General features: G+C 42.8%; 31 protein-coding genes. 14 read left to right on the top strand and 17 right to left on the bottom strand.

Annotated features, from left to right (window positions below):
• The 3 genes from RM049_RS23865 to RM049_RS23855 form a co-directional block, all read right to left on the bottom strand.
• A partial coding sequence (locus tag RM049_RS23865; protein WP_322705936.1) for an NB-ARC domain-containing protein occupies nucleotides 1-3,177 on the bottom strand: 3,177 nt, incomplete at its 3' end.
• Between the two features lie 22 nt (nucleotides 3,178-3,199).
• Nucleotides 3,200-3,583: a trypco2 family protein gene (locus RM049_RS23860; protein WP_322705935.1), complete on the bottom strand. Its 384-nt coding sequence runs from the start codon at nucleotides 3,581-3,583 to the stop codon at nucleotides 3,200-3,202.
• A 763-nt stretch (nucleotides 3,584-4,346) separates the two neighbouring features.
• The gene (locus RM049_RS23855) at nucleotides 4,347-5,309 is read right to left on the bottom strand and encodes a hypothetical protein (RefSeq protein ID WP_322705934.1); all 963 of its coding nucleotides are present in this window, start codon (nucleotides 5,307-5,309) and stop codon (nucleotides 4,347-4,349) included.
• A gap of 185 nt (nucleotides 5,310-5,494) precedes the next feature.
• Here RM049_RS23855 and RM049_RS23850 point away from each other — a divergent pair, with 185 nt between their 5' ends.
• From RM049_RS23850 to RM049_RS23840, 3 genes are all read left to right on the top strand, one after another.
• Nucleotides 5,495-5,800, top strand: a complete 306-nt coding sequence (locus RM049_RS23850; protein ID WP_322705933.1) for a helix-turn-helix transcriptional regulator — start codon at nucleotides 5,495-5,497, stop codon at nucleotides 5,798-5,800.
• An 863-nt stretch (nucleotides 5,801-6,663) separates the two neighbouring features.
• Complete coding sequence (locus RM049_RS23845) at nucleotides 6,664-6,996, top strand: hypothetical protein (RefSeq protein ID WP_322705932.1); 333 nt, start codon at nucleotides 6,664-6,666, stop codon at nucleotides 6,994-6,996.
• A gap of 420 nt (nucleotides 6,997-7,416) precedes the next feature.
• Nucleotides 7,417-8,376: a site-specific integrase gene (locus RM049_RS23840; RefSeq protein WP_322705931.1), complete on the top strand. Its 960-nt coding sequence runs from the start codon at nucleotides 7,417-7,419 to the stop codon at nucleotides 8,374-8,376.
• A gap of 419 nt (nucleotides 8,377-8,795) precedes the next feature.
• Here the strand turns inward: RM049_RS23840 and RM049_RS23835 are convergent, their stop codons facing one another.
• Both RM049_RS23835 and RM049_RS23830 read right to left on the bottom strand, forming a co-directional pair.
• Nucleotides 8,796-9,227 (bottom strand): transposase, encoded by a 432-nt coding sequence (locus tag RM049_RS23835; RefSeq protein ID WP_322705930.1) that lies wholly within the window; start codon nucleotides 9,225-9,227, stop codon nucleotides 8,796-8,798.
• A 157-nt stretch (nucleotides 9,228-9,384) separates the two neighbouring features.
• On the bottom strand, nucleotides 9,385-9,585 hold the full coding sequence (locus tag RM049_RS23830) for a transposase (protein WP_322705929.1): 201 nt from the start codon (nucleotides 9,583-9,585) through the stop codon (nucleotides 9,385-9,387).
• 122 nt (nucleotides 9,586-9,707) lie between these two features.
• Between RM049_RS23830 and RM049_RS23825 the strand changes: the two genes are divergently transcribed.
• The 4 genes from RM049_RS23825 to RM049_RS23810 all read left to right on the top strand — a co-directional run bounded on the left by RM049_RS23825 (nucleotide 9,708) and on the right by RM049_RS23810 (nucleotide 12,607).
• Nucleotides 9,708-10,169 (top strand): hypothetical protein, encoded by a 462-nt coding sequence (locus tag RM049_RS23825; RefSeq protein ID WP_322705928.1) that lies wholly within the window; start codon nucleotides 9,708-9,710, stop codon nucleotides 10,167-10,169.
• A 595-nt stretch (nucleotides 10,170-10,764) separates the two neighbouring features.
• Nucleotides 10,765-11,526, top strand: coding sequence for a TIGR04255 family protein (locus RM049_RS23820; protein WP_322705927.1), 762 nt, complete (start codon nucleotides 10,765-10,767; stop codon nucleotides 11,524-11,526).
• On the top strand, nucleotides 11,516-12,139 hold the full coding sequence (locus tag RM049_RS23815; protein WP_322705926.1) for a hypothetical protein: 624 nt from the start codon (nucleotides 11,516-11,518) through the stop codon (nucleotides 12,137-12,139). Before RM049_RS23820 ends, RM049_RS23815 begins: the two co-directional genes overlap by 11 nt.
• Before the next feature lie 9 nt (nucleotides 12,140-12,148).
• On the top strand, nucleotides 12,149-12,607 hold the full coding sequence (locus RM049_RS23810; protein WP_322705925.1) for a hypothetical protein: 459 nt from the start codon (nucleotides 12,149-12,151) through the stop codon (nucleotides 12,605-12,607).
• A gap of 190 nt (nucleotides 12,608-12,797) precedes the next feature.
• Here RM049_RS23810 and RM049_RS23805 read toward each other — a convergent pair whose 3' ends face one another.
• The gene (locus RM049_RS23805) at nucleotides 12,798-14,243 is read right to left on the bottom strand and encodes a pentapeptide repeat-containing protein (RefSeq protein WP_322705924.1); all 1,446 of its coding nucleotides are present in this window, start codon (nucleotides 14,241-14,243) and stop codon (nucleotides 12,798-12,800) included.
• Nucleotides 14,244-14,408: 165 nt separating this feature from the next.
• On the opposite strand from RM049_RS23805, the gene RM049_RS23800 reads away from it, so the two are divergent.
• A complete protein-coding gene (locus RM049_RS23800) occupies nucleotides 14,409-14,672 on the top strand; it encodes a TRADD-N-associated membrane domain-containing protein (protein WP_322705923.1) in 264 nt (87 codons plus the stop codon).
• Nucleotides 14,673-14,825: 153 nt separating this feature from the next.
• Here the strand turns inward: RM049_RS23800 and RM049_RS23795 are convergent, their stop codons facing one another.
• The 10 genes from RM049_RS23795 to RM049_RS23755 all read right to left on the bottom strand — a co-directional run bounded on the left by RM049_RS23795 (nucleotide 14,826) and on the right by RM049_RS23755 (nucleotide 22,990).
• A complete protein-coding gene (locus RM049_RS23795) occupies nucleotides 14,826-15,086 on the bottom strand; it encodes a TRADD-N-associated membrane domain-containing protein (RefSeq protein ID WP_322705922.1) in 261 nt (86 codons plus the stop codon).
• A gap of 117 nt (nucleotides 15,087-15,203) precedes the next feature.
• On the bottom strand, nucleotides 15,204-15,917 hold the full coding sequence (locus RM049_RS23790) for a hypothetical protein (RefSeq protein WP_322705921.1): 714 nt from the start codon (nucleotides 15,915-15,917) through the stop codon (nucleotides 15,204-15,206).
• A 3-nt stretch (nucleotides 15,918-15,920) separates the two neighbouring features.
• Complete coding sequence (locus RM049_RS23785; protein ID WP_322705920.1) at nucleotides 15,921-16,262, bottom strand: PadR family transcriptional regulator; 342 nt, start codon at nucleotides 16,260-16,262, stop codon at nucleotides 15,921-15,923.
• 417 nt (nucleotides 16,263-16,679) lie between these two features.
• Entirely contained in the window at nucleotides 16,680-18,722 is a 2,043-nt protein-coding gene (locus tag RM049_RS23780; RefSeq protein WP_322705919.1) for a pentapeptide repeat-containing protein, read from the bottom strand.
• Between the two features lie 81 nt (nucleotides 18,723-18,803).
• Nucleotides 18,804-19,970, bottom strand: a complete 1,167-nt coding sequence (locus RM049_RS23775) for a hypothetical protein (protein ID WP_322705918.1) — start codon at nucleotides 19,968-19,970, stop codon at nucleotides 18,804-18,806.
• A complete protein-coding gene (locus tag RM049_RS39375; protein WP_416212660.1) occupies nucleotides 19,957-20,112 on the bottom strand; it encodes an HNH endonuclease in 156 nt (51 codons plus the stop codon). Before RM049_RS39375 ends, RM049_RS23775 begins: the two co-directional genes overlap by 14 nt.
• Nucleotides 20,067-20,525 carry a hypothetical protein gene (locus RM049_RS23770; protein ID WP_322705917.1) on the bottom strand — a complete coding sequence of 153 codons (459 nt, stop codon included), beginning with the start codon at nucleotides 20,523-20,525 and terminating at the stop codon, nucleotides 20,067-20,069. The genes RM049_RS39375 and RM049_RS23770 overlap by 46 nt, the downstream gene beginning before the upstream one ends.
• Before the next feature lie 44 nt (nucleotides 20,526-20,569).
• On the bottom strand, nucleotides 20,570-21,307 hold the full coding sequence (locus tag RM049_RS23765; RefSeq protein ID WP_322705916.1) for a hypothetical protein: 738 nt from the start codon (nucleotides 21,305-21,307) through the stop codon (nucleotides 20,570-20,572).
• Nucleotides 21,308-21,460: 153 nt separating this feature from the next.
• On the bottom strand, nucleotides 21,461-22,381 hold the full coding sequence (locus RM049_RS23760) for an excalibur calcium-binding domain-containing protein (RefSeq protein ID WP_322705915.1): 921 nt from the start codon (nucleotides 22,379-22,381) through the stop codon (nucleotides 21,461-21,463).
• A 354-nt stretch (nucleotides 22,382-22,735) separates the two neighbouring features.
• Nucleotides 22,736-22,990 carry a hypothetical protein gene (locus RM049_RS23755; protein WP_322705914.1) on the bottom strand — a complete coding sequence of 85 codons (255 nt, stop codon included), beginning with the start codon at nucleotides 22,988-22,990 and terminating at the stop codon, nucleotides 22,736-22,738.
• 198 nt (nucleotides 22,991-23,188) lie between these two features.
• Here RM049_RS23755 and RM049_RS23750 point away from each other — a divergent pair, with 198 nt between their 5' ends.
• From RM049_RS23750 to RM049_RS23725, 6 genes are all read left to right on the top strand, one after another.
• Nucleotides 23,189-23,341, top strand: coding sequence for a hypothetical protein (locus RM049_RS23750; protein WP_322705913.1), 153 nt, complete (start codon nucleotides 23,189-23,191; stop codon nucleotides 23,339-23,341).
• Complete coding sequence (locus tag RM049_RS23745) at nucleotides 23,338-23,751, top strand: hypothetical protein (RefSeq protein WP_322705912.1); 414 nt, start codon at nucleotides 23,338-23,340, stop codon at nucleotides 23,749-23,751. The genes RM049_RS23750 and RM049_RS23745 overlap by 4 nt, the downstream gene beginning before the upstream one ends.
• Nucleotides 23,752-23,918: 167 nt before the next feature.
• On the top strand, nucleotides 23,919-24,143 hold the full coding sequence (locus tag RM049_RS23740; protein ID WP_322705911.1) for a hypothetical protein: 225 nt from the start codon (nucleotides 23,919-23,921) through the stop codon (nucleotides 24,141-24,143).
• A gap of 9 nt (nucleotides 24,144-24,152) precedes the next feature.
• A complete protein-coding gene (locus tag RM049_RS23735) occupies nucleotides 24,153-24,740 on the top strand; it encodes an HNH endonuclease (protein ID WP_322705910.1) in 588 nt (195 codons plus the stop codon).
• Nucleotides 24,737-25,066: a hypothetical protein gene (locus RM049_RS23730; RefSeq protein WP_322705909.1), complete on the top strand. Its 330-nt coding sequence runs from the start codon at nucleotides 24,737-24,739 to the stop codon at nucleotides 25,064-25,066. Before RM049_RS23735 ends, RM049_RS23730 begins: the two co-directional genes overlap by 4 nt.
• Nucleotides 25,063-25,317 carry a hypothetical protein gene (locus tag RM049_RS23725; protein WP_322705908.1) on the top strand — a complete coding sequence of 85 codons (255 nt, stop codon included), beginning with the start codon at nucleotides 25,063-25,065 and terminating at the stop codon, nucleotides 25,315-25,317. The genes RM049_RS23730 and RM049_RS23725 overlap by 4 nt, the downstream gene beginning before the upstream one ends.
• A gap of 163 nt (nucleotides 25,318-25,480) precedes the next feature.
• On the opposite strand, the gene RM049_RS23720 is transcribed toward RM049_RS23725, so the two are convergent.
• Nucleotides 25,481-25,768 carry a TRADD-N-associated membrane domain-containing protein gene (locus RM049_RS23720; protein ID WP_322705907.1) on the bottom strand — a complete coding sequence of 96 codons (288 nt, stop codon included), beginning with the start codon at nucleotides 25,766-25,768 and terminating at the stop codon, nucleotides 25,481-25,483.
• Nucleotide 25,769: the final 1 nt, after the last annotated feature.

The following is a 25,769-nucleotide window of genomic DNA, read 5'->3' as shown; positions in this document are numbered from 1 at the left end:
TGCCAAACTACTTAGGGCAGAGGCGCGAGAATACTCATCCTGAATCTCCCTAGCAACAGCCAGAGCCTCACTTAACAACTCAGGCGGCAATTTATCAGCCAAACTACTTAGGGCATAGGCGCGAGAATACTCATCTTGAATCTCCCTAGCAGCAGCCAGAGCCTCTGGTAATAATTCTGGCAATGTCTGTGCCAAACTACTTAGGGCAGAGGCGCGATAATACTCATCCTGAATCTCCCTAGCAGCAGCCAGTGCTTTCAAGAGTCCTAATTCTTTTAGGTTTGGTGGCAAATGATTGACTAGCTGTGTAAGCAAGTAGGCTTTATTTTGTGGGTTCGAGCTTTGTAGTACGTAAGCGAGTCCTTGCTCAGGAGTCCAGACATTTTTTTGAACTAACGCAATCAACAGTTGAGCTGGTAAATTAGCTGCCAAACTATTAAGGGATGCAATAATCAAAGCATAGCGGCACTGCCACCCAATAACTTCAGGTAAAGTTGTTTCACTCTTGGAGTTTTCTGCCAATTGCCAAGCACGAGCAACATCAGTGACAAAATTGGCAGTTTGTCCCAAGTGATCGCACGCCTCATACCAACCATTACCTCCGTTTTCTGAGTCTTCCTGCAATAAGGAGTGAATTTCTTCTATCTCTCCAGCCTTCTCTAAATGCCAAACTAGATGCTGATGGATATAACCGTCATTGGGCAGTGTATGCCACAAACCATCTTGAGTTGTTTGTCGGTATCTCTCTAATAAAGTGGCATGAGCATGAGCAAGAGTTATACCTAGTCCTGGTAAATCACCTCGACGCTTAGGTGTTGGCGGAGAAGTTAATAGATTGCGTGCTAAATCATGGAATAAGTCATGTAAACGATAGGTTGGTGTTCCATCTACCAAAGGGACACCAGACAATAACAGTGCTTTAGAGTATAAGTAGCCCAACTCATCGGCTGCATCCCGCGCATCATCCATATTCCACAGCGTTACAGCCATTTGCCCAGTAATAGTTACATCCTCCGGTAATATTCCCAACCAGATGAAATTTTCTCGGCTATCATCTGACAATCGCTGCACGCTCAAATTTAATGATGCAGTTAAACTGAGTTTTTTTAAAATTTGTTCATCTTTTTTATCTGTGTCTGCTTTATAGTTGATTGTTTTTAAGCGGGCTACCTCTTGCTGCATATCCTGCACAAGAACTGTCCAAGAAATACCATCAGCAACTTGGGCAGCCGCTAGTTCCAATGCCAAAGGCAAATAACCAAGCTCTTTTGCTAAAACTTCAGCCGACTGAGTTTCTATGTCAGTGAGATTACGTCCTAATTTCTTAGTCAGCAGTTCCATCGCTTGGGATGGCTGCATCACATCCAGAGAATATTTGCTGGCTCCGAGAACTTGGGCGATTTCTGCTTCGCGGGTTGTTACCAAAACTTGACAACGCACTCCACCAACATTAAATGGTTCTGCATCCTTTGTATTCCAAGCATCGTCTACTACTAGCAACACGGCTTTATCATGCAACAGTGTACGCAGTTGATTGGAAGCTGCTTCTGTGCTAGTGGCTTTAAAGTTGTAGTCCCCCAATGCCTGTAGCCAGCCACTAAGCAGGGATAAAATATTAGGCTGCTGACCTAATGTTGCCCAGAGAATACCATCATAAAAGTGAGTTTGTATTTCTTTGTCATGTGCTAAAGCAGCAGCTAAGGTCGATTTGCCGACAGAACCTAAGCCGTGAATGGCAGTAATGACTAAAGTTGTAATATTTGATGATGACTTTGTAAGCAGGCGAGTCTTTAAATCCTGACTATACTCTGGTCGGTCTACATAAGAAGTTGGCAGGGGCGGTGCTTGAAAGGGAACGCCAATACGAGTAGCAAATTTTGGGATAGCAAATAGTTGTCCCCCTTCATTATCTCGCCAGCGTAGGTACAGTACAGGGCGATACCACTGATTACCTTCTGTCCCCATTGCCTCTCGCCCTTGGCTAATAGCAACTGCTAGGGAATTTTTCTTTCCTAAAGACCGATAAAACTGCTCGGCAAATTTAGTAGCAGCCTCGACACCAACTGAGTATTGCATGGCTACCACTGCCGGAATTCGGTGGCTAATCAAATTTTGTGCTGTGCCGTTGAATACTGAATCTCCTGCTACTGCCATTGCCGATTGGCAAGCACTTAATACAACTAATGCTACCCCGCTATTTGTATTGCTATCATCACTAAAGTTAGACTGCCGCAGCAAAGTTCCCAGTTCTACTGCACTTAGGTAATCTGGTTTGCCTTCTTCATTCTCAAATAATAAGTATCCCTGCGGATCTAGCAATTGAGTATTGCACTTGCAGCATCGCTCCACTTTTATTCCCTGATGAATGAATCGGCACTGCTGATTGGGACACCGCTTGCCGAACAACCCATGTCCATCAAAATGCAGTACATGAGGAGCATCTTCACCCTGATGCTCGGTTAAATAAGCTCGCAACTCATTAACAGTGGGATACTCTAGTTCTGCAAGGCAAATAAGTCCTGCTTCGCTAGCTGTTTGTAATCCATCACGTATTGCTTGCTGTTCCTTTTTACTCAATCTTTTTAGCCCCTGCTCTGGGTCAAAGGCAGCCGATGATACCAGCAAAACATTTACCTTCTCAACGGCACTTAAGTTAGGGGGGACTGTTTCATGGGCAATGTAGCGGGAAATTATGACTTGGTGATGGAGTAAAAATTTTTGGCCATCATGAAGCAGTTCCCAAGGGTAATCTGCCAAACGCGATCGTTGCACTACATCTGCTTCAAACTTCAGCTGAATATGCAGTTGAGTATTATTTTTCCTTTCTGTTATTCCTTGTGCTGCAAGTAATGCCTTCTCAAGCTTACTGCCTGATGGAAACAGTACCTGGTACAATTTTTTTCCTATATTGGCTAAATAGTTAGGATGAAAAGCACTCAGATCCTCATGCAGAATACCAAACTTAACCATTAAATCCTGCTCAGAATCTTGTTGAAAATTTTTTGTATTAAAGGCAGTAGTCTCAAGGGTTTTGATTAGGGTTGTCCGCCAGTCAGTCTCATCTTCAAAGAAAGGTAATGATGTTTCTGTTTCTCCTTCACCTCCAGGAGATTTGGTCACTATTGCCTTAAATCGCTTGGCATCTATAGGTGACAGGTATAATTCAAAAGTTTCCAAAAGACTACCTCCTCAGTTTGGCTTAGAACTGGTCGCTTAAATTTCCTTCATTGCCTTTTGTCAGAGCTTCTACACTTGTCTCTAAAAATTCCTGCCAGCGTTCTGGATATAACTTCTTGTAAATTCCTAATAACTGTTCTTTTTTGAGCAACGGTGATAAAGTTAATTTCACCTTCTGTACATCATCTCGGCTACTTCCGCCTCCCAATTCGAGAACATAAATTTTGACTCCCCCCTTTCCTTCCTTCTTTAATGTTACCTGTAGCTCCAACTCTACAGAATCAACACTAAACACAGGAATATCTGTGTCATGACTGGGAGTTTCATCATTCAGGTAGGTAGTGAGCAATTCTCGCTTTACCTGTTGAATTAATTCTGCAAGCCCTATTAGGTTTTCATCAGACATTAGAACCACCTCTAATTCTAGATTTAACAGCGATCGCTTATCAGTTCTGGCAGCGCGTAATGAATTGTGGAGAATGAGCAAATGCTCTTACAACAATAATTTTGCCTATTTTTTCAAATAATTTATTTAAAATCAAGTTAAAAGCGCGATCGGACTAGCAGTTAATGGCTCCATCTACTACCTCTTCAGCGTGGCATCATATTCTACTATTACTACATTGTTTCTGGGCTAAATTACGCAATTTAATGAAGAAAATCTTTAGTTAGCTGATTGTTAAGGCTCATAATTCATGCAGCACTACACGTTAGGGCTATTACGTGTAATAAGAGCCTCAAAGTCTTCCAAATTCATATCCTGGGTGAGAGCGCCGCTATAAAAATATTTAGTAACATAAATTACTTATGAGAATCTAGGTTATTAGAAGTGCTGCTCTGGTAAGCCAAATTCTTATAAGTAAAAAAGGATGGCTCATACCACCCTTTGACCTACCCTTTTGTTAATTCCTCGAATTCCGCGATCGCACTTTAAAGCGAATGGTTTATTACTTCAATTGTCATTAAGATATATGAAGGCTTTTGGTTGCAATACCCCGTATTGCTAACACTGATTGCTGTTTGCGTTTCAGCGCTAAGAGAAAAGCACTAAATGTCAATAAACCTAATGCAGGATAAAGTTCAGGGACAATAAATAAAATCGCTGAAATACTTATAAATACGTACTTTCTGCCTACGCATTTTCTCAAGTTTCAATTCGGATTGCTACATTAACCTATCTTCTTAATTATTTGCAAAAATTCCCTAACAACATCATCTGGATGCCGCTCACACCTGGAATTAATAAAACGTTGAATTATTGCTATTCCATTATGCTGGAAAAGGCGGTCTCGCTCCTGCTCATTTACTCGGCTTTCTGGTTTGTGAGAAGGGCCATCCACTTCAAGAATGCCCCATTTGCCTTCATAAAAAACGAAAAAATCTGCTTCCATGTTCCTTCTGCTATCAGTTTTTCTTGGATCAGTAAGACGGGCTAAACAATTGGGCATGAAGAGGACACCAACACGGTCAAGAGCTTTTGCTATTTGAACTTCGGCTTTTGAGCGAAACCGCATCCCCTGCCAAGTATAAATTGGTTTATTGGGATAGAACGGAACCCCTTGATTGTTAATAACCTCATTCGTACAAGGACTTACACCACTATCTACACCAACTGCATACGTTTTTGCAATTCCAATTTCAGTTGTTTGATTATTTGATATCGACAGCAATTTTTCTTTCTCCTTTAAGTATTGAAAAATTTTATTTTTGGCATTTATTATATCTTTTTGGGTGATACTTTTTTTGCCAATACAATCTGATAAGGCAGTTTGAATTATTTTTGTTTTAATTTCTATATTTGTCTCTTTTCTTAACTGTAGTCGTGCATGTACCGAAAGGTTTACATGAGATATATCTATTTGTATTACTTCGGTAATCAGCCTTTTTTCTTCATAAGCCCATGCAATTTCATAGCAGGTACTTGGAGCTAAAGAAATATTTTTATCTTGATATAACTTAGTACAAACTTGAGAGAAAGAGCCATGTTGACGAGACTTTCTTTTATCGGTTTTAAAAACTTTGAACTTTAAATACCAGAGGAAATATTCTAATTCCTTATTGCGTTTAATTAGAGAAGCTATTGTTCTACTGCATTCTAATTCTTCTTTTGGTGATAAATACTTTTCTTCCATAATTTCTCCAATTAGAGCATCAACTTTTATGTAAAACACAAAATCCTGAGTAACTACTCACAGTAATTTGGCTTTTTGATTATCCTGTGCAGACATCACAGACGGTTTTCTTTTTGTTCTTTCCTCAGAGACTTATTTGGTAATATACTGACTCGTTTATTGAGAATATTCTTATTTTAGACGTTTTGTCTGCAAATAGCGACGTTTTGTCCGTAGACGCTTTGTCAGCACTGACTGATGATCGTGTCGTGATCCAATTAAACGACAGCCAAGACATTAAAACTCGATTTGCTAAAGCCGTGCGTCGGCGACGGCGCGAACTCGACTTAACCCAAGAACAGTTGGCTCAAATCAGTAATCTTGATCGGACATATATATCGCTTATAGAGCGTGCCGAACGTAGCCCAACACTCGAAAATGTCGAGAAGCTGGCTCACGGCTTGGGATTAAAGATTTGGGAGTTGTTTTCGCGCTATGTAGAGGAGTCTTAGGGTAATCATATTACCCTAGCTTCCATACAAAAAACTTCTGAGGGACTTCCAAAAAATAAAATATTCCTAATTAATAATGATTATCATTATTAATGAAATCCCCATGAATTAATTCTTTGGGATAATTTATTTTTTGCTCTGGGAAGGAATCTTCATGAAGCGATCGCGTTTTTGTAGTTCCCCCCGACCGACGGCTGGGATGGGAAACAACCACTCGAAACAGAGCATTTGAAACGGCTACTTTGCCCAGGCTGTGAAGCCACTGGATGGGTAATCACAAACTTGCTATCGATAAAGTGCGATGCCAACGGCGGGCATAGCCATCGCCAAAAAATATAGGCATCTCTAATAAAAGTTTACGCTTTTTTTGAAGTTAGCCTTGCATTTCGACTGGTTCTATAGATATACTTGTTAGAGAAGAAATTAAAACAAAAAAGCCAGAATTAAATATCAACCCAAGCCGGGGACATGAGTCCCCGGTTTGTTTTTTAAGTGAACAAAAATCCTCAATTTGACCAAATTGATTGAGGATTGAAGCGTCATAAATACTTGTGACAAATATTTATGACAGGGGAAAAAAGATAAATGTTAATTTAGTGTTAATTACAGGAATTTTAAGTGTTTTAATTCAAAAAAATGACAGCAAAAAGGGTAAATTTTGTGCCATGAAACTTATGTTAAGATGTCATAAACAAGGAAAAATATTTGATAAAATGCTTTAGTGGGTTCGAGATGAATGCAGTTGATTAAATTAATAATTGCTCATTTATATAACAGCAAATATTTATCCTATTTGCATCGAATAACTGCTATTTAGTTGACGTAATTAATTGAAGTTAAAAATTGAAGTTGGAGTGATTCAAATGAACTCAATCCCAGAAACTGTGTATGATGTTTATCAACCTTATTGTGAATATCTTAAATTAACCCAGATCCCCAGCAAGCAAGACAGGACAGCAGGAATTCGTACCGCTATAGTTCGTTTTATGCTGCCTAAATTGGGATTGCCCTTAGCAAAAGGGAAGAAACTGACTCAAGAGGAGGTTAACGCTGGATTGGATTTCATGAAACAGGTGCCGATATCGGAGATGCCTAATGTAATGGGATACCAGAGTGAAGTTTTTGTTTCTTTAGGTGTAGCAGGAAGTGCAAGTGCCCGAAATTACCGAATGCATCTAAAAAAGATGCTCTCTTAGTGCAGTAGTCAATCTTGGTGGAAAATAGCTGCCAAAACAGATGCTGCAAAATATTGCCCTCCCATCTGTCAAAAAAGAGGTCGAGTTGGCGATCATTTCCGGGTTACAGATAAAAAGCTTACATCTAGTTGCCCTAACTATGCTTATGGATTAAAAGAACACGAAATCTCAGATGTATTAAAACAAGAATTCGAGAATTTTCTAAATTTTCAGACAGCAATTGTAGGCAATCGGAAACGTCAAGATGCTCCTTTAAGAAAGCGGAGCGCTATCGCTCATGTTAACAACAGTAAACGTTTATTAGGATGGTTATTCCGTTATCAGGATATACCTCTAAACCAATTAAGTTTAAAAATACTTGTTCCTGATAGCTGTTTATCTGAAAATGGACAGCGAGATGAAGAAGCTATCGATTATATTATGGATTTTGTTGATGAACATTTACAATGGCTCAGGGAAACTCGTGGAGCTTCCCCTAATACCGAATTAAAAGTGGTGGAATCATTAGTTGCTGTTGCTAAATACTTGTATCACAAGGAATCTAAATCTCAATCTCGTGAACAAGTAGCTAACAAACGTGTTGGATATAAGGATATACCAATAATTGAAGAGTTGCGGCAATTAGAGTGCGAAATCATGGCAAGAGTCAATGTCACACCACGTTGCGCTGATGAATCCAAAAAATGGCTTGATTGGTTAACATTTAAAGCTTGTGTACAGCGTTTGCAAGAAGAATGCGCTCCAAAAGATAAATACGGTAAGCAACGCTCTTTACGGGCTATCGCTCAAAGTCATCAAGTCGCTTTAATTTGTATGTTTTTGAGTGCCTTCCCAGATAGATCCAGAACTATACAACAGTTAGAGTTAGGAAGAACTTTAATAAATCGCGACGAGAAATGGTTTGTTGAACATACAGCAGAGGATTTTAAAACAGGAGATACTTATTGTAAAAATGGACAGAAACGAATTGTAGAACTCCCACCAAGTTTATATCCCTTATTGTCAGAATGGTTATCAAAATGGCGAGGGGTTTTCAATCCAAACCACCCCTATGTATTTACCCAATTGAATGGAAAACCGCTAACAGATGGCTCTTTATACAACTATTTTCGGAAACGAATATATCGTCTGACGGGAAAAGCTTTCACTCCTCACATGGTAAGAGATTCGATTGTGACATATCTCAAACTTTCTGGAACATCAGACTCGGTGCTAGCTGCGTTGGCAGAACTGATGGCCCACGGTCAAAAGATGCAGCACCAGATTTATGACCGCCGTACTCCAGAGCAAAAAGTAGCTCCAGCTTTATCAGCGTTGCAGTCATTGCCTACGGGTACTTTACCACCACCGCCACCGTTGACTGTTAAGCCTCCCAAGTGAAACCTGGGGAGGAGATGTGCTGAAAGTAGTTATCCTACAGCTAACTCTACTGTGTCTAGATTACTTTCGGCTTTCTGATTTCTACCAAATAAATCTGTAATTAAGTGCAAGATTTCTGCTTGTTCTTCTGGCGGTGCTTGAACAATCAGCGATCACAAATTGGTTGTGGGTTTTGCACCAACTAGGTGCGATACATACCATTCCCTAGCATTTTCAGGAAGAATAGCCAGTATTGTCAGAAATTTAGTGGTTATAAAAATTTACCCCTGTCCTGGCAGACAGAGGTGGTTGTGATGATTTCAAATACTAGGTGCATTATGACTCAAAACAGTTCCAAAACTCAACAGAAATTTTACCGTTTGACTCCTGAAATATCTCAAAAACTTAGAAAGTCTAAACTTATAGAATCCATTTGACATCTAAGAAGCGGCTGCAAGCCTTTTCAGCATCAGTCTGATAAAACAAAGATTGACTTTGGCAGTTGCATTAGCTAAAGTCCTCTCAAAGTTTTTGACGAGGATTTTGTATCTCTCCATCCAAGCATTTGACCGCTCAATCACCCACCTTGCAGCAACCGGAACAAATCCGGATTTCCCTTGTGCTGACTTCTCTTGTTTCGATGGTTTTACTGAAAGTTCAAACTTAATTTTCGTCATGATATGAGGATAAATTTCTTCTAACTTCTCCTTGAGATATTCAGGGTGATAACCGTGGTCTAGTAGTATGGTGGTCTTGGGAATATTGACAGGTTTAGACTTGAAATAATCAATGTTTTGAGTCAACATGTCAAGCAAACCCAGATCGTCAGATACATTTGCTTTGGTGCATTGAGTAAAGAAGGGAAACCCCAACGTATCAACGGCTAGATGCCTCTTAATCTCATTCGTTGATTTGTAGAAACAATATCTTTTCGATTCAACACTCTTCTTTACAAGTGTTTTTCACGGCTTGCGAGTCGATTACGATCAACGTCGTCCGTTTGGCTTTTTTTTTACTTGCTCACGCACTTTAGAATGTAAAATATCCATCAGTTTGTCGATCGCTCCAGATGCCCACCACTGCTTGTAATGCCAATATACGGTTGAGTAGGGGGGGCAAGTTCTTGGGCAAGTCTTCCCAATTACAGCCATTCTTGAGTTGATAGAAGATGCCATCCAAGAGTTCTCTTTTTGTCCAATTGGAGGGTCTAGTCTGCTTCTTAGGCGGCAATATAGTCGGCAGTAGGGGTTCAAGGATCTCCCACTCTTGGTCTGTTAGGCTGCTAGAGTACGGCGTAGCTGCTAGATACGGCTTTTGCGGTAACCGTACTTCAAGATAGTAAAAGATGTCAAATGGGTTCTATAGAAAACTTGCATAATCAAGGTATTGTGATTACGGGTGGAAGTGTAAGTATGACTAGCGATCGCAATATCAACACAAGTGGCAACTATTATGAACAGAGTGGAAGCCTTGGCATTGGTCACATGAGTGGCGGTGAAATCAAGTCAGGGGCAAAAGTCGCTGGAACGATCAACGAAGCAGAAAGACAGAATTTAGCCCAAGCGGCGGCAGAAATTCAGGCTTTGCTCAAGCAATTAGAGCAGACTTACCCTACTACTACTACATCACAGCAAATGGTTGTAGCAGCAGAAGCCATAAACCGCATTGAAAGCAATCCATTATTGAAAGAACGAGTAATCAATGCTGTCAAGTCAGGCGGCTTGGCTGCTTTTGAGAAAGCTATTGACAACCCAGCAGGTGCTTTTATTGTTGGCGCTATCAAAGGCTGGCAGGAGGTAGAGGCACAAGATTAAGGGGACTGCGTTTTTCTCTTATCCCTTATATTCCCAACCCCAAAGGCATAGCTTGACAATTCCAGGTAACATATTTTACGATTGACTCAAATTAAATCGCTCAAGTTTCATTCAGGGATAGTAGCTGTGGGAATAATTAAACCCACGCTGAAACTAATCCAAGAGTTAATGGTTACTGAGCGTAGTCGAAGTAAAGCCTCAATTGAGCGACTAGCCGAGGTAAAACCACATTGGTATCAGTGATATGGTTTTATTTGTGTATTTATACAAGAATTTCAACAATTGAATAATGCTAGCTGAGTCTCAAGGAACGAGCAGAATTTTAAGAAGGGCGAGTCGCGCGATCGCATCCTCCAACTTGCCAACACACCGCGAAGTCTCTCTGTCTCCACTGCCAACCCTGTAGACGATGCAGCGAAGTTGATGAACGATTTTTCACGAGGTCAGGTAATGGCTGCGGGAGTATGAGGTTATGAAAAACTTTTCAGCTTTGCCAGACTTAGATATCTTAAGATTAGTAAGCGGGAATCGTTATTTTTCGTCTTAAATTTGTAGCTTGCTAAAAACGTGAGGTTATGCCGCAGTTGGGTAATTTATGACACGCCGTCAGTATAGTAATCCACCAATAGAAGAGGCAGTCTGTGAGCTTCGCTTTGCTCCCGGACAAGCGTGGAATTTTACAGTGCCAGGTTTGTTCTATGAAAAAGCAAGAGATTTATACACAGGTGAGCCAAGCGAACAAAACTCAATAGCAACGGAATTTAAATTTTCGCGGATGCAGGTTGTAAGCCCTGAAGTTACGCTAACACAAGACTTGCCCAAGTTTTTGTTTCCTTCCGCCGATGGCACAAAATTAGTAGGCGTTGGGCCCAATCTACTGAGCATCCATAGCCTTCGTCCTTATGAAGGCTGGGATGAATTTAGTAAGAGAATCGAGCAGGCACTTCAATTGTATTTAGAAGTTGCTAAACCTGTTGGCATAACCCGTATTTCTCTTCGCTACATAAATCGAATAGTTATTTCATCTCCCGATCAGGCAATTGACCTTAGTGATTATGTCAATATATATCCTCAGTTACCGGATGACCTTCCAAGTCACATCTCAGAATTTGTGACGCAAGCTGAATTAATTTATGAAGATATTCCAGCTAAACTAGCAATAACCTTATCGGATTCCGAACCGCAACCTGGAGAAGTTGTATTTATACTTGATTTGGACATTTCTCAAGCCTGGGTAGAAAAGCCTCTATCTTTTGAGGAAGTACTTTCTAATTTACATGAATTAAAGAGTAGAGAAGGACAAGTCTTTGAGAGTTTGATTACCGATCGCACAAGGGAGTTATTCGATGTCAAGTAAAGCTGCCTATTACATAAAGGACGATCGTCACAAGTCAGAGACAACAGCGCTATCTCAGATACGTGGCAAATTAACCCAACTTCCGCTTTCTCAATCAGCAGAAGGCTTGCAAAGTGTATCGGCTGGGCAAAAATCCAATCTTGTTATTCTTGCGACAGACAGAACATCAACCGTGGGGAGTTGGAAATATCGGTCTAAGATAGCTGCTTCTTCAGTTCAAAGGGTCAAAGCTATCTCTGAGCAATCTGATAATTATGCAGTCCTGGAACTTTCAAGCTGGAGCTATTCACCAGCTCACAAAACTCACAAAAGAATTGCTGAACTAGGATCTGACAATGAAACTTATAAATACACCATAGAATGGTTGAAGCAACTACGCACGGTTGTTGCTGCTGACCAAATGTGGTGGGATGAACCACTGGTAAATCTGAGTTTGGACTCAGAAATAGTTTTTGAGTGGTGGCACGGAACCAAAAAGTTAACTGTTTATATTCTGGAAAATACCGCAGAATGCATCAAAGTTTGGGGGACTGACATTGACAATGAAATGGAAGACGGCACGGCTTCATCACCTGCGGAACTTACGGATCTCTGGAAATGGTTAGTTTCATAGAGGTTTGCAGTGAGCGATGTCGTTACAGATGATGAGCTATTGTATCGGTGCATTTTTTGTGGATCAGGACACTACTATCACATTAGAGAATCTGGGTTAGAACTTAGCTCACAAGCGTTTACAGATAGAAATCACGCTCCTTCTGTTGACAGAGCAAAGCTTCGTGATTATGACCCGCAATGTACCCAGAAAAACCCAGGCGATGGTGTAGTGAGTTTAATTGCTGGCGAAATTCGGATGATAAATGTTTCTCAAAACGATCCAAAAGGCAAGCCAGTTTTTGATTACAAAATTGATGTCTGTCCAAGACCAACAGACGACAATCCATCTCACGCGCAAATTGAGCCATCTCCTAGTTACACGAACAAAAATGTTTTTAGGAAAGTCTCAGAAAAGCTGGCACGGCTTGCAACCGAGAGAATCAAGAAACAGGATTGGGAGATTAAACCACAGGATTTACCACCTTAGTCAATCTTGATATCCTCATCATCTGTCCACATTCACTTCAAACACCACTCGACACAGTGGTGTTTTTGTTTGAGAAAGAGTGATCGCCCTCACAAAATTATTACCTCTGTTATGTGGATAACTTGTGGATAATTTCAGTTTCTTGAAGAGCGATCGCCCTTCCTTTGTGAAAAATTTTTCAGGACGTTTCTTATCTTGGACTCCGAACTGGGGGGCGATCGCCAAAAATTGCCCCTCGCTGCTCTAGGTCACGTCTCATATAATCTGTGAGTCCTGTATTACCACCAAATAAAGCATCTACAACATTAGCATTATTCAGATCGGCACCACTCAGATTTGCATTTCTTAAGTCGGTATCGTTCAGATCGGCACCACTCAGATTTGCATTTCTTAAGTCAGCACCATTCAGATCGGCACCGCTCAGATTGGCACGACTTAGAGTAGTGCTGCTCAGATTGGCGTTTCTCAGTCTGGCATGGTTTAGGTCGAAACTGTTGAGGTCGGTACCGCTGAAGTTGGCACCGCTGAGGTCGGCACCTTTAAAGTTGGCACTGTTGAGGTTGGCATTGCTGAGGTTGGCATTGCTGAGGTTGGCACCGCTGAGGTTGGCACCGCTGAGGTTGGCATCGCTGAGGTCGGCATCGCTGAGGTCGGCATTGCTGAACCAGGGAGCGCTAAGGTCGGCATCGCTGAGGTTGGCACCGCTCAGGTTGGCACCGCTGAGGTTGGCACCAATCAGGTTAGCATTGCTGAGGTTAGCACCGCTGAGGTTGGCAAAAATCAGCTTGGCATGGATGAGATCAGCACTGCTCAGGTCAGCACTGCTCAGGTCAGCACTGCTCAGGTCAGTATCGCTCAGGTCAGTATCGCTCAGGTCAGTATCGCTCAGGTCAGTATCGCTCAGGTCGGCATCGCTCAAGTCGGCACCGCTCAACTTTCGACCTTTAACTGGCTGACTAACAATCTCCTGTACTAAACGCCATTTCTCCTCAGACTCAGTACTTTCATCATCATCTGAACTTTCGCTCAAAATTTGAACATCTTCAGCAGGAAAACCTGTTACTTCTTTTAGCTCTCCTGATTTGATACAAGACACAAGCTGCTCAATATCCTCTGGAGAACCTTCGACAAATAATTTGATGCTGCCTTCTTTGATATCAGTAATTTCTATAGTGTCACCTGAATATTCTCGTAGAACAGATTGAATCATGTTCCAATTTTGCACTGAATCTGCATCACCTTCTAAGGTGATAACTGCTTTAATTTTTTTACTTTGTTTATCAATTACAGTTACTTTACGGTGTTGTAGTTGCACTTGCTCTACTACCTCATCACTGTCAGGGTTACTGTAACTACTAGTTGGTGACTGCTTTGGCTGTGCTTTTTCTGTTAACCCTGCAATTTCTCTCCAATCCAACTTCAGTGCCTCACATATCCTTTTAAAGGAATCAAGCTGAATTGGCTGACCTAGAAAAAATTTTGTCACTGTACTACGAGATATCAGTTTAGACTTTGCAAAATTGCTTACTGACTCAAACCCTAGCCTAATCAAGGCTTTTTTAGCCATCTCAATACATTCTAGAGATGCAGCGATCGTTATTTTCTTCTTTTTTCTGCCAGGGCTTGGGTCTTCCATAGTCTGATAATGGGTATTTAAATCGCTTGGGCAATCAAAACTAAAGCATCAAACAATCATAGAGAAATCACAAGTCATTTACAACACAATCGTTGTCTAGTCAAGATTACAGGCGTTTGGCTCGATATTGGAAGTGTGAAGCAAAACACACAACAAACAAAATCTATGAGCCATAAGCCAGTCGAATTTTACATTGCCCAAGAGCGCCTACGTCAAGCACGCTATAGCTTTAATCTTGCCCTGACTGCCACGGGTTTATCTGCTTGCATTGGCGTTATAGGAGCCGGATTGCTGTTGTCAGGCAAAGTTACAGAAGGAACGTTTACCGCCGTTGGGGGAATGACCGCCAGCGTGCGATGCATTCAGTTTGCTAAAGAAGCCAACGACAGGCTTGACAAGACTTTGACTGAAATGAAAGACACAGATTAAACGAGTGCTGGTAAGAGCGCTTTGCTTTCAACTACTAAAACAAAATCACCCAGCAACCACCCAATAAAGAGTGGCTGCTGGGTATCGAAGAGGTTGTAAAGCCTGGGGTGTGTGAAAAATTTTTCAGCAAGCAATGTTGTCTTAACAAACAGATTATTGAGACTGAAGCTGTTTTCTAGCTGTGTTTAGCCAACCATGAGCAGTTTTGACCATACGCATAAATGGCAGTGTAGAAACTGTACTTGCAGTTGTAGTAAATATTCCAATCGATGTTTTACCTAAAAGTAGGGCTGTAGCACCCACACAGGAAATGGCTATGCAAGCAGTAATTCCTAAAAGTGCGATGAAAAACAGCCATCTGGCTTGGTTTGTAATCTCTACAGTCAAAGCATTACTAGTGATTTCGTGATTCATAATGGAAGAAGAAAATAATTGGATTTGTCCCCCAGTCAGCATTTAATACTGGGGGTTTTGTTTTCAAACGAGGTACTTTATCTGAGAGCCTGAAAAACACCAGACAAGTTTTATATGTCAGTTTTTTCCACGAAAAACTATTTTGAAAAACTTGGCATTCTCTATCTTTATTTGAATGTAAGCCTTAAGCATATCCAGTAAGTGAATATGTGTCATAAGTCTGATCCAAAGCTTATGTCGCCCTTGCTTGCGCCATTTATGACGTAATTCTGCTAGATCAGCGTACCAGTCTTCAGGAAGCACCTTATGCAACCAGGACTGCTGACCTTTTTTTGAAATCTTTCGCCACACCCGCTTCTGCCTCAGCCCCAGCCCCAGCACCAGCACCAGCCCCAGCATCAGCCCCAGCCCCAGCATCAGCATCAGCCCCAGCATCAGCATCAGCACCACCCCTATCACCATCTCCACCCCCTCCGCCAGCCCCAGTGCCAGCGCCATCCCCAGCACCAGCCCCAGCACCAGCATCAGCGCCCGCGTCAGCACCGTTATTTTGTTATAATTCTCCTCCTGCCCCACCTCCTTTGCCAGCTTCTTTGCCATCTCCACCGCCAGGTCCTCCGCCAGCTCCACCGCCATCCCCAGCCCCTCCGCCATCCCCAGCACCAGCCCCAGCCCCAGCAACAGCATCAGCCCCAGCACCAGCACCAGCCCTAGCCAAGGCACCAGTCCCAGTCCCAGCCCTAGCACCAGTCCCAGTCCCAGCCCTAGCACCAGCCCCAGCACCAGCAAATACTTCAGCGCTAGGTGATTAATGATGTCAAATATTCGCATCTACTAACCCCCTTGTGGCGTAAGTGGGCCTTGTTGGGCACGGAAAGCTAACAGTCTACGGTATTCTTGAACTTCTCTAAGTACATTAGACCCCATACCCGTGACTATGTAGTACTTGCGCCTTGCTCCCCCTGTTTGGTCTTGCTCATCACCCCACTTCCAAGAGATTAATCCCTTTTTTTCAAGTCTGTTTAAGGTGGGGTATAAGCTGCCGAATCCAATCGGGATTGGTCTGTTTTCGTTCAGTCCATCCAGCATTTCAAGACCATACATTTTTTGAGTCCCCATAAGGGTTAGAATGTCTTCTTCAAGGGCTGAAAGCTTTACACCTTCTTCTTTACCCATACCAAAACTCAACTCGACACTTTTATAGTACTATACAAAGATATAAGTGTGTGAGTTTATAAAATATTTTTTGGGGATTGGCAGCAGTGATGCAGCAACAACACAAAAACCTATCTTGTTTGCCAAAATTTTTCATCTCTGTGGTTAGGTGCAATCGCGCTCGTGAGCATACCTATGCGCTTGAAGAGCGATCGCCCTATTCGAGGTCATGAAAATTTTTCATCTTTGTCGATGATTCTTGCAGCGATTTTGGGAGCTATAAGTATAGAGCCAAAATTCCTAAACCCCAGCCTGCGAGCGCCTCTAACAATTCTTGAAATGAGAAACCCTCTATGATCCAACAGGTCAAGTCATGGGGGCGGGGGATGTTAATCGAACCGTATTGGTCACAATCGGAGATATCGAACTCACGTTAAATTATCCTAAACCGAATAATTTAGAAATCGCAGGCAATAGCTTATTAGCCGCTTCTACCAACGAGGCAACAGCAGGTAAGCCAGAAAATATCCCTTTCAACATGGTGACTGCATTTTTTGCCGTTTTTTGCTTAGTCGATTCTTGGGGATTTTTACTAGCTTCGGCTAAAGCTTGTATTTGTATTAATGCATCAGCTTTGTCTGTTTCGGGCAAATCTGCCGACTGTGAAATTGCTTCTTGTAACTGCGTCAACAGTTCTTTGATTCCCGGTTTTTCGGTATCTGGTGCATCAGGTAACTGATTGAGAGCAATACTCACATTACCGCTAATGGTTCCTAGATTAGCAACAGAACTATTACCAGCGATACCGCTAACATTACTGCTACCTTGAATACTGATGCCGCTAATATCAGACATGGTAGGATTTCCTTGTATATGATATTTAGACTGTCCAAGTCCAACTTGAATCGTAGTTACTAACTGACTAATAAAACTATCTTTTTCTACCAGCAATAATTGCTGACTCTGCGATAAAGCTTTGAGTCGATTATAGTCATCAAAATATTCTGCACTGAGTTGAGATTTATCGCTATCTGCGGCGGTTTTGGCTCTGAGCAAGATTTTATCATCGCCGCGTTTCTCCATTGCCGCGATTTCTAACTCGGCTTCGGGATGGTTTTGGGCAAGATTTTTAAAGGCGATCGCAACAGCGCGAGGGTCAACGCCTTGATTATGGTAAAGGTCGAGTGTGTCAAAAATTGGCTTGATAAAGTCGGCAAAGTCGCCGTCCTTAAATTTCTCTTCTTCATTATCAGGTTTGCGAAGGGGTACAGGGTTTTCTTTGGTAGGGACGCGCATGAAGACATATTCACACCTCACCCCATTTAATTTAGTTGTATTTGTAATCCCCCAATCTTCAATGAAAGCTCCAGTGAGTGTTGCACCTGTTAAATCTGTGCCGTCTAGTTGCGTTTGCTTCAGCTTTGCTCTTGACAAATCGGCATCTTGCAAATTGGCTTCACTTAAATCAGCGCCAATAAAGCTAGCATCTGCTAAATTTGCTGCTTGTAAGTTGATACCTTGCAGGTTTTCACGGTCAAAGTTTTTGTCCTGTCCAAGTCCAGTAACCAGCAGTTGACGTATTTGTGTGTTTTGTAGATAAGTCGAGCCAGGACGAACACGGTCTAGCATTTTCGCCTGATGCCAACAGCTACAGATAAGAATAGTGTTGCGGAAATCTGTACTTTTGAGTGTAGCTTGGGAGAAATCAGCACCTGTTAAGTCAGTGTAACGAAAACTTGTACCTCCTATTGCAGCAAAGGCAATCGCGATATTACGAATCAAGGAGTGCTTTTGATCTCCTTTCATAGCTCGCCAGCTGATGTAGATACTAAATAACGTTCCAGCAACGGCGACGGCGAAGGCTGCGGCTTTGGTGAAGGCTCCGGCTTCGGCGAAGGCTGCGTCGAAGGCTCCGGCTCCGGCTACGGCTGCGGTTGCGGCGAAGGCTCCAGATGCGGCTCCGGCTACGGCTGCGGCTCCGGCTCCAGCTGCGGCTCCGGTTGAGGCTGCGGCGAAGGCTCCGGCTACGGCTGCGGCTGCGGCTGCGGCTGAGGCTCCGTCTGCGCTAGCGACTGCGGCGGCGACGACGAAGATGGCGACGACGAAGGCGACGGTGACGGCTCCTAAACCAGCTATTATTCCTTGGCGAATTATGATGAAGAAAAAGGCAATCAATGTGATTAAAGCAAACCAGCCCGCAAGCTTACTATTACTGGATGAGCTAAATATCAGCGATACCAAGTAACCATTAAAGGCCGATAAAAATCCTGACAGTACCGACAAGAAGAATGAGACAATAACTAAAGCAATTGCCCAACGTCGTTGCAGCCCAGCTTTGGCATGGTTGAAGTTTGCACCTGTTAAATTAGCACCGCTAAAGTTTGCCCCTCGAATATCGGCATAAATAAAGTTTGCACCCGCAAGGTTGTGTCCTTTGAAGTTGCGTCCTCGGAGATTTTGACCAGAGAAATCTAAAGCCATATTCCATTTGACGGAGGTGAGCAAATTTTACTACGCGCTCACCGCTTTCAATTCAGGAATCATCTTTTTGCATGAGAATATTTAGCAAAGTTTTTGCAATCCCATTCTTGAGAGTTGAATTTTCAACACTGGGTCACTAAGGCATTCAAGCACAAATTTGTCAGGTGGACATTCCCCTCTTGCCGCATAGGATTTAAGTCGATTGAGTCGCAATGCGCGCAATTTTGAATCTTGCGGCACTGTAGAGTAATCTGATAGCTTGATATCCCACTGCGGATTGTTGTTAATTGCACCCATGAGTGACCGCGCATGAGGTGTTTTTAGCACGATTGCGATCGCTTCAATGGATGGGCAAACTCCAAAGTTTGCAGCATCTAGAATATTTAATATCTCGGTGTTTGTAAGATTTTGTAAAGGCGGCACAGCAGCCGGGGCGGAAGAAGTGTCTTCATGAAGGTCTTTGTGTTCATCACCAGAATTTTGGTTTTCTGCTGACAGCGAAGTGGATTGACTTGATGCATCATCTACTAGCGTCAGCGTCGTGCAGTCCGTTACCTGCGGTAACTCTTCTGACTCTGACACGCTTTTCAAGGGTGGAGGCGACGCACCCCCCAAGGGTGCGTGAGCCGTCTCATCCTCACCTAAATTCGTGCAATGCGAGTCAGAGTCACACCTCAAGAACTCTTTTGAAGAGTTCTTGAGGTGTTCTTGAAAAGTTCCTGAGAGGTTTTGGAGTTCAAGACTAGCAATAGTTTCAAGGCTTTCCCCGGCACTGTCATTGCCGCCCTCGGCTTCTTCAGTGCCGATAGGGGTGTTATCAATTCCAGTTGCGGTATTATCATTGCCCAAGTTGGCATTGTCACTGCCACCCTCGGCTGGAAAATTATCACCTTGTTTCCAGTAAACAGTCCTTGAACCATGAAGGTTAATCACCATAGTCTCGTAATGCTGTTTACCTTCTAGCACTCTGGTTTCTGTCTTAAAATCAAACAGACCAGCATCTCTGAGAATTTTCTTTGCACCTCTTAAATTGCGATCGCGTAGAGTGGTGGTGAGTGGCATCCAGCGAGAACCATACGGATCTGATTTCCAGCATTCTGTGAAAAGGCGTAGCACTGTCGGAGATTGATTTAATGCCCAGTCAAGATCAGCCATTGGAATTGTCATGTGGGGAAGAGTACGCGCCTTACTGCCTTGATCGCGCGGTGTCGTCTTGTTTACAACTGGCTTAGTTTTAGTCTTTATCATTGTTCACCACCAAGCTGTGTTGTTTTTTGTGGCAGTCATCGCATAGAGTGATTAAATCCTCTAAATGTTCATGCTCTTTTCCGTGATTTTCGTAAGTTAGATGATGTACTTGCAAGCTCTCTGTTGCATCACGTGTTGACATTTAAATTCATCTCTTTTAAATACTTCTTGGCGAACACGTAGCCAGTATTCGCTTTTGAGAAATTTTCCGTACCCAACGGGCTGTTCCCAGTAGGATTTTCGGCGTGAACCATGTAAGTTTATGGTCATCCAATGTTCGGTTTGTCTGCCATCTTTGACAGATTTCTTAGGCATGAATAAAAACAAATTTTGTTCTTGGATGACTTTTCTTGCAGCACGAAAGGCACTGTTGCTAAGGGCAGTAGTAAGCGACATCCAACGAGAGCCGTAAGGGTCTGATGCCCAGCATTCTAGCCATAGTTGGTTAACTGAAGGCTTTTGTTTCATAGCCCAAACTAGGTCTTCAGTAGCAATGATGGCGTGCGCTTTGGTGCGTTTGCGATCGCTCGGTTGAACAATTTTTAAATTAGTCATATTATTTGCTGTTGAATTGACAAAAAACGGAGTGGCAGCGCGAGCTATGTCTCTGCACAAAATCTTTGCAATGCAAATCGCTTGGCCGTCTCTATTAACTGTTTTTCTTCTTCTGGCACATCGTTCATCAGATGCTCAATCTCAGCCCGTTGTGATGCCCTGTTTGCATCTGGTAAAAGTTTTACCTTAGCTTCGTTGCCAGGACAAAAACCGCGCGAGCGGTACAAATATTTGAAATGCCGTTTGTCTTGCGGCGGTAACTTCTCCCATACATCCGCGTCCCACCCCGGCGGCATGAAGTCAGATGATATCGGTAGTAGGTTTTGTATTTGGGATTGAAGCTCGGCGATCGCTCTACCCTGTTCCTCAATTACCCGATTTTGCTGCTCAAATTTTTCTAGTAACTGTGGAATTGCTTTTACTGATTGCTTTGCGATCGCCTCACAAGTCAGAAAGTATTTGCGGATCTGCTTACCCTCTTCACTCTTAGCAAGCATCCCCATCTCTTTGAAGCATTCGACTGTCAAATAGATTTTTTCTGCGGGTCTACCCAGCTTTGAATTTTCCACCTCAATGTGGAAAATATCATGTGGTAAGGCTTCTGGCGATTCCTCTGGAGGTTGTACAAAATAATCTAAATCTCGTTCAAAGTAACTAACTAGTGTTCTTTTGGCGCTGTCTTTCCGGCTATACCCAAGTACTTGCCAAGCCCATTCAAAATCTACAATCTGGTTGCTGTCATGCAACTGTTGAGCAAGTTCAAGCGTAAATTCTTGTTTCATGGTTTTATCTCCCCTAGCAGGGGTTTTGTGCGCGTGAAAATTTTCCCCGTGCAGTATGCAGGGGTGTTAAAGTTTTGTGTATTCATTAGCTAAATGGCTCGTGAACGTCCCAAGAGTGACTGCCTCGAAAACAACGCTCTTGGGTTTAATTTTTCATCTTTTCCTGCGTCGCCGATCCGTATGGTGGTACGAACCACTACCCCCAGATTGGACGTATGATCCACCACCTCCAGAAACGAGTGAGTCACAGGCTGTCCCGTCGCCGTCTCTATCCAGTTGTGGGTTGGCTGATAAGGCTGCTTGAGCTTCTTCTTGGGTGGCGAAATCTTCGCACTTAGCACCTGTGGGAATGTTTACCGAATTCTGCGTGACATCTTCCGACTGTGTTGGTTTTTCCTCTGCAATCTTGAAGCTGTCCCACACTTCAGCCGGGATGTTGTCATTGCTAGTTTGCTGTTTGTCGATAACACCGTTTTCAGCTATTTTCTCGGTTTCAATTTGCGTTCCCTGGTCTGTTTGTGTTGTGGCTACTACCTCCGTTGTCCTCGGTTGTGAATCTTGAATCTGAACTTGAGTTATAACCAAAGTCGTAATTTTGCCTCGCTCTACGTTTTTCTCAGTCTTTTTAATCAGCAGATAAGTTGATTTGTCAGGGTTTTGAAACCTGCGAGTTTCAACTGTTTTTTTGGTGTAAGAACCGTCAGAATGAGGCGTTGTATTTGACTCTTCATGCGGCGGTTCGATTTCGACTGGCTCAGTTGGTGTAGGTGTTGCTGATGGCGTGGGTGTAGGCAGGGGTTTTATTTCCTGTACAGAAGCGTTAAGAGAAGGAGTTGGTGAAGTGATCGCTGACGAAGTTTTCAGCTTTTTCACTGGCACAACTACCACTGCTGGCTCAGGCTTGGGAGCAAAAATACCCGTTCCAATAAACGAAAGCACAAACACAGAAAGATAAACCTCAGAGCTTTTACGCCGAGTACGGTTGTCACCGCGAAGTACCAATTTTGGGTTAATTAACCCAACCACAAAGCCGATAAGCGAAGTAAGATTTAGCAGTAAAAGCAGGTTAAACATCAGACGACACTCATGGTTGATGAGCTGTCTTAGCAAATGTTTTCAGTTTTGTATGTGATTACCTGAGCGCTAGTCTTGGCTGACTTGCCAGAGCTACTAGACGATGACCCATTGGTGTTTTTTTCTGTGATAACTGAACTAACATCCATCCCCAAATTTTTTGATTTTATTTTGCACTGCCATACCTCCTATTCTCATATCCAGTAACTTTGTATTGATTATACGTTACAAGTATTGTAAAAGGCTATATGCCCCTAAAAAACATTTAACCCGCCTCATGAGAAGCGGGTTTTTGTTTGCTGAGTAGCTCTAGTAGATGGTTGTATGTCTGCCTGAGAGATTCGTTTTCCTCTCTCAGGCGGCTGATTCCCCCAGCAGTTGGGCATTTTCAATACCTACTTTTTTCTCGACCGTTTCTAATCGCTTGATAACCTCTGATAATTTCTGCGGTGAAGAGATAGACTCCTCCTTACTCAGGTAATCTTCGATGAACTGTTTAAGAGCGCCAGTAACTGTTTTACCCTCTTGCCCCAATTTTTTGCTAAAAGCCTCTTTGGTTTCGGGGTCTATCTCAATCGAAATAAAAGTTCTTTGTCTTTTTGTCGTCATAGTTTTTTTAATACTGCATACCTTTAATTTATTCGCGTCGAATCTGTATTGCAAGGTATTGAGTGTATTGTACCTTATGGTGCTTGACATTGTATCGTAAAAACAATACATTAGATACAGACAGCAAAAAGCGACCGCCACGTTTTCTCAGGACAAGCGATCGCCTTTTGTGAAAACCCCCCGCAAAGGAGATTTATCATGCATCAATTGTACACAGTTGAACAGCTTCAAGCCAAGTCACTCTTTGAACTGAAAGTTATCTATACCCAAATTGGTGCAGACGTTCAAGTTGCTGACAAACGCTACAAGAGATTGTGGGCGAATGTCCTGACATATTTGCTGGAAGTGTGACTTACACACCAGAGGAGTTGGATTGTCAAGTCGATGAAGAAGGCAACACAGTTGATATTTCAATTGCTGACCAACCACCACTGACCGTAGTCCAAACAGTTCACCCCCAAGACCTGCGCGTAAAGCAGATTCGTACACTGCTTGATTACCCACTGGATTTAGTTAAAGAGTGGTTGCATTTCCAGGATGTTGAGCGCCCTAGCCAGCTTGAGGTCAGCTTGGTTGATGAACTTGTCAAAAAAATGTGTTTGGATTGGGCTGCTGATAAAATCGACCATCCGAATCATGCCACTAACTCTTACCAAAAGCACGTAATCACCGCGATCGCCCAAGGTGCTGATGAATTAAAGGCAATCAAGCAGTGGATGAGCCATGTACAACAGCCTAGCCCTACTGAGGCTTTAGCCTAGTTCCACCAAAGTTTTTTACTAACAAAGAATTTTATGAAACTAAAAACTTGTCTTCTGGCTGCAACTGCGGCTCTATTTCTCATGCATTCTTTCACCTTGAAAGCGCAGGCCGACAACGACGACTGCACTTACGAACACCCATGTCGCAGTAGTGGGAGGAGATAAGCATGAACCAACTAACCGAAGCCCTCAACATAGCAACCACCGAGCATAGACACGATTTCGTATGCAGCATTACGGTTGAAATTGTCACCTCACTTGAAAAACAAGGCTTCAGTTTTGACGAGTTGCTGGATGGTTTGGCAAATTATGCCTTTGTCAACAACAAAAGTACAGACGCGGCTTGTTTCCTTGTTCAAGCTTGCTTATCTGCAAGAAAAGCGCAGATGTGAGGAATAGAAATGGATAGTCCGACTAGCTTGCGCCTTCATAAATGCCTTGGACACCACCAAAAAGACCGTAAGCGCCCACACCTAATTGCCAAATACAAAATGAAATGTTTCAGGTGTGGGCACACCCTGACACCTGAAACACTGACCATTGACCACTACATTCCGCTCTCTTTGGGCGGAAGCAACAAGATTAAAAACTTACGCCTAGCCTGCAATGGCTGCAATCAAAAACGAGGTAACGCCATGCCAGAAGATACGCCAGAAATTATTGCCCAAAAATCCTGCATTCGTTTTCCAAGTCATTGGTCAGTGCCCAAATACCATTTGGGTCAACTAATGCAGCAAGGGGAGATTGTTGCTATGGAATATCACCCGCCAGGAACGAAAAGAGCAAGTGTTTTTGGTGAATATTGGACTTATTTCTTGCTTTGTGGCGACCAAGAAGATGACATAGAAAGCTTCAGAGAAGAAAACCTCCAACCGCTTACGTGCGTTGAGTTGCAAGAGGAAATTGAAAGCAAAAAGGCTTTTATCCAAACTATGGAGAGCAACATCAAAGCCTTGTCGGAACAATTGAAGGAGGTTGAACAAGCATGAATAACTACAAGCAGGATTTATCAATTCGCATCCCTAGCGATTGGACGCCACCAAAATATTATTTTGGGCAACGAGTTAAGCAAGGTCAAATCACTGGGGTAGAATATCATCCCCCTGGAACGCAAATTGCTTATGAACTGGGCAAAGGCTGGGTTTACCGAGTGTTAAGAAACGAACTGTGCGAGACTGCCGAAATCTTCATAGAGAAAGATATTAAACCGTTAACAGCCCAAGAGTTAGAAGAAAAAATCCAAGCTGAGATTGAGTTTCACGCCTCTAAAGTAACTGCTTTAGCCAAACAACTAGAAGAGGTACAACAAGCATGATGATTGACTCAGAACAAAAAATCTCAATCCGCACTGCCCTACGGGATTCCAGGCGAGAAGGGCTAATCAATTTTATGGAAGATTTGATTGAACTGCTGCATCAAGAGGGCTACTCGTTTCAAGACCTGTTAGAAGCATTAGCAGGTTGGGTGGATCGCCAGCAGCCAAGTCCTGATTTGACAGTCAAGCACCTGGAAGAAGCAGCGATGGAACTAAGTCGCTTTTCAAAAAACCGACGGCTTAATAACTAATCCCGATCGCCCAAAAAACTATTATCGCCACCCGCTTCTTTGGGTGGTTTTTTGTTGGGTCAAGACCCTTGAAAAATTTTTCATGTACGCTTATTTGGGGTTGAGAACTGGGGGGTGATCGCTATCATATCCAAGCGATCGCCCTTGGGTAACAGACACTTCTTTAAGGAGCGTCATTAAGTTCAGCTAAAGTTTTGTCAAGCCTGTCATTGGCTTCCTTGGCAAGTTTAGTGCATTGTACACTAGCAACTATTCCTCCAGCAGTGGTAACAGTTCCTTCTGTAGCTTTGCCTGACAGTAATAATCCAGCACCCACTAAACTCACCAAAAAAGACATGGCAGTGGCAAATAGAGTTAGATTGAAACTGTAACGGGCTTGGCGTAGACGCTCTCTAACTATCTCTTGATTGAAATTGGGTTCGGAATTAGAAGATAATGTCGGCTTAGTCATA

It is taken from the genome of Nostoc sp. DedQUE04, assembly GCF_034530995.1.
Classification (GTDB): domain Bacteria; phylum Cyanobacteriota; class Cyanobacteriia; order Cyanobacteriales; family Nostocaceae; genus Nostoc.
The sequence above is the reverse complement of the archived record's forward strand: the minus strand, read 5'-3'. Positions and strand labels throughout refer to the sequence as shown.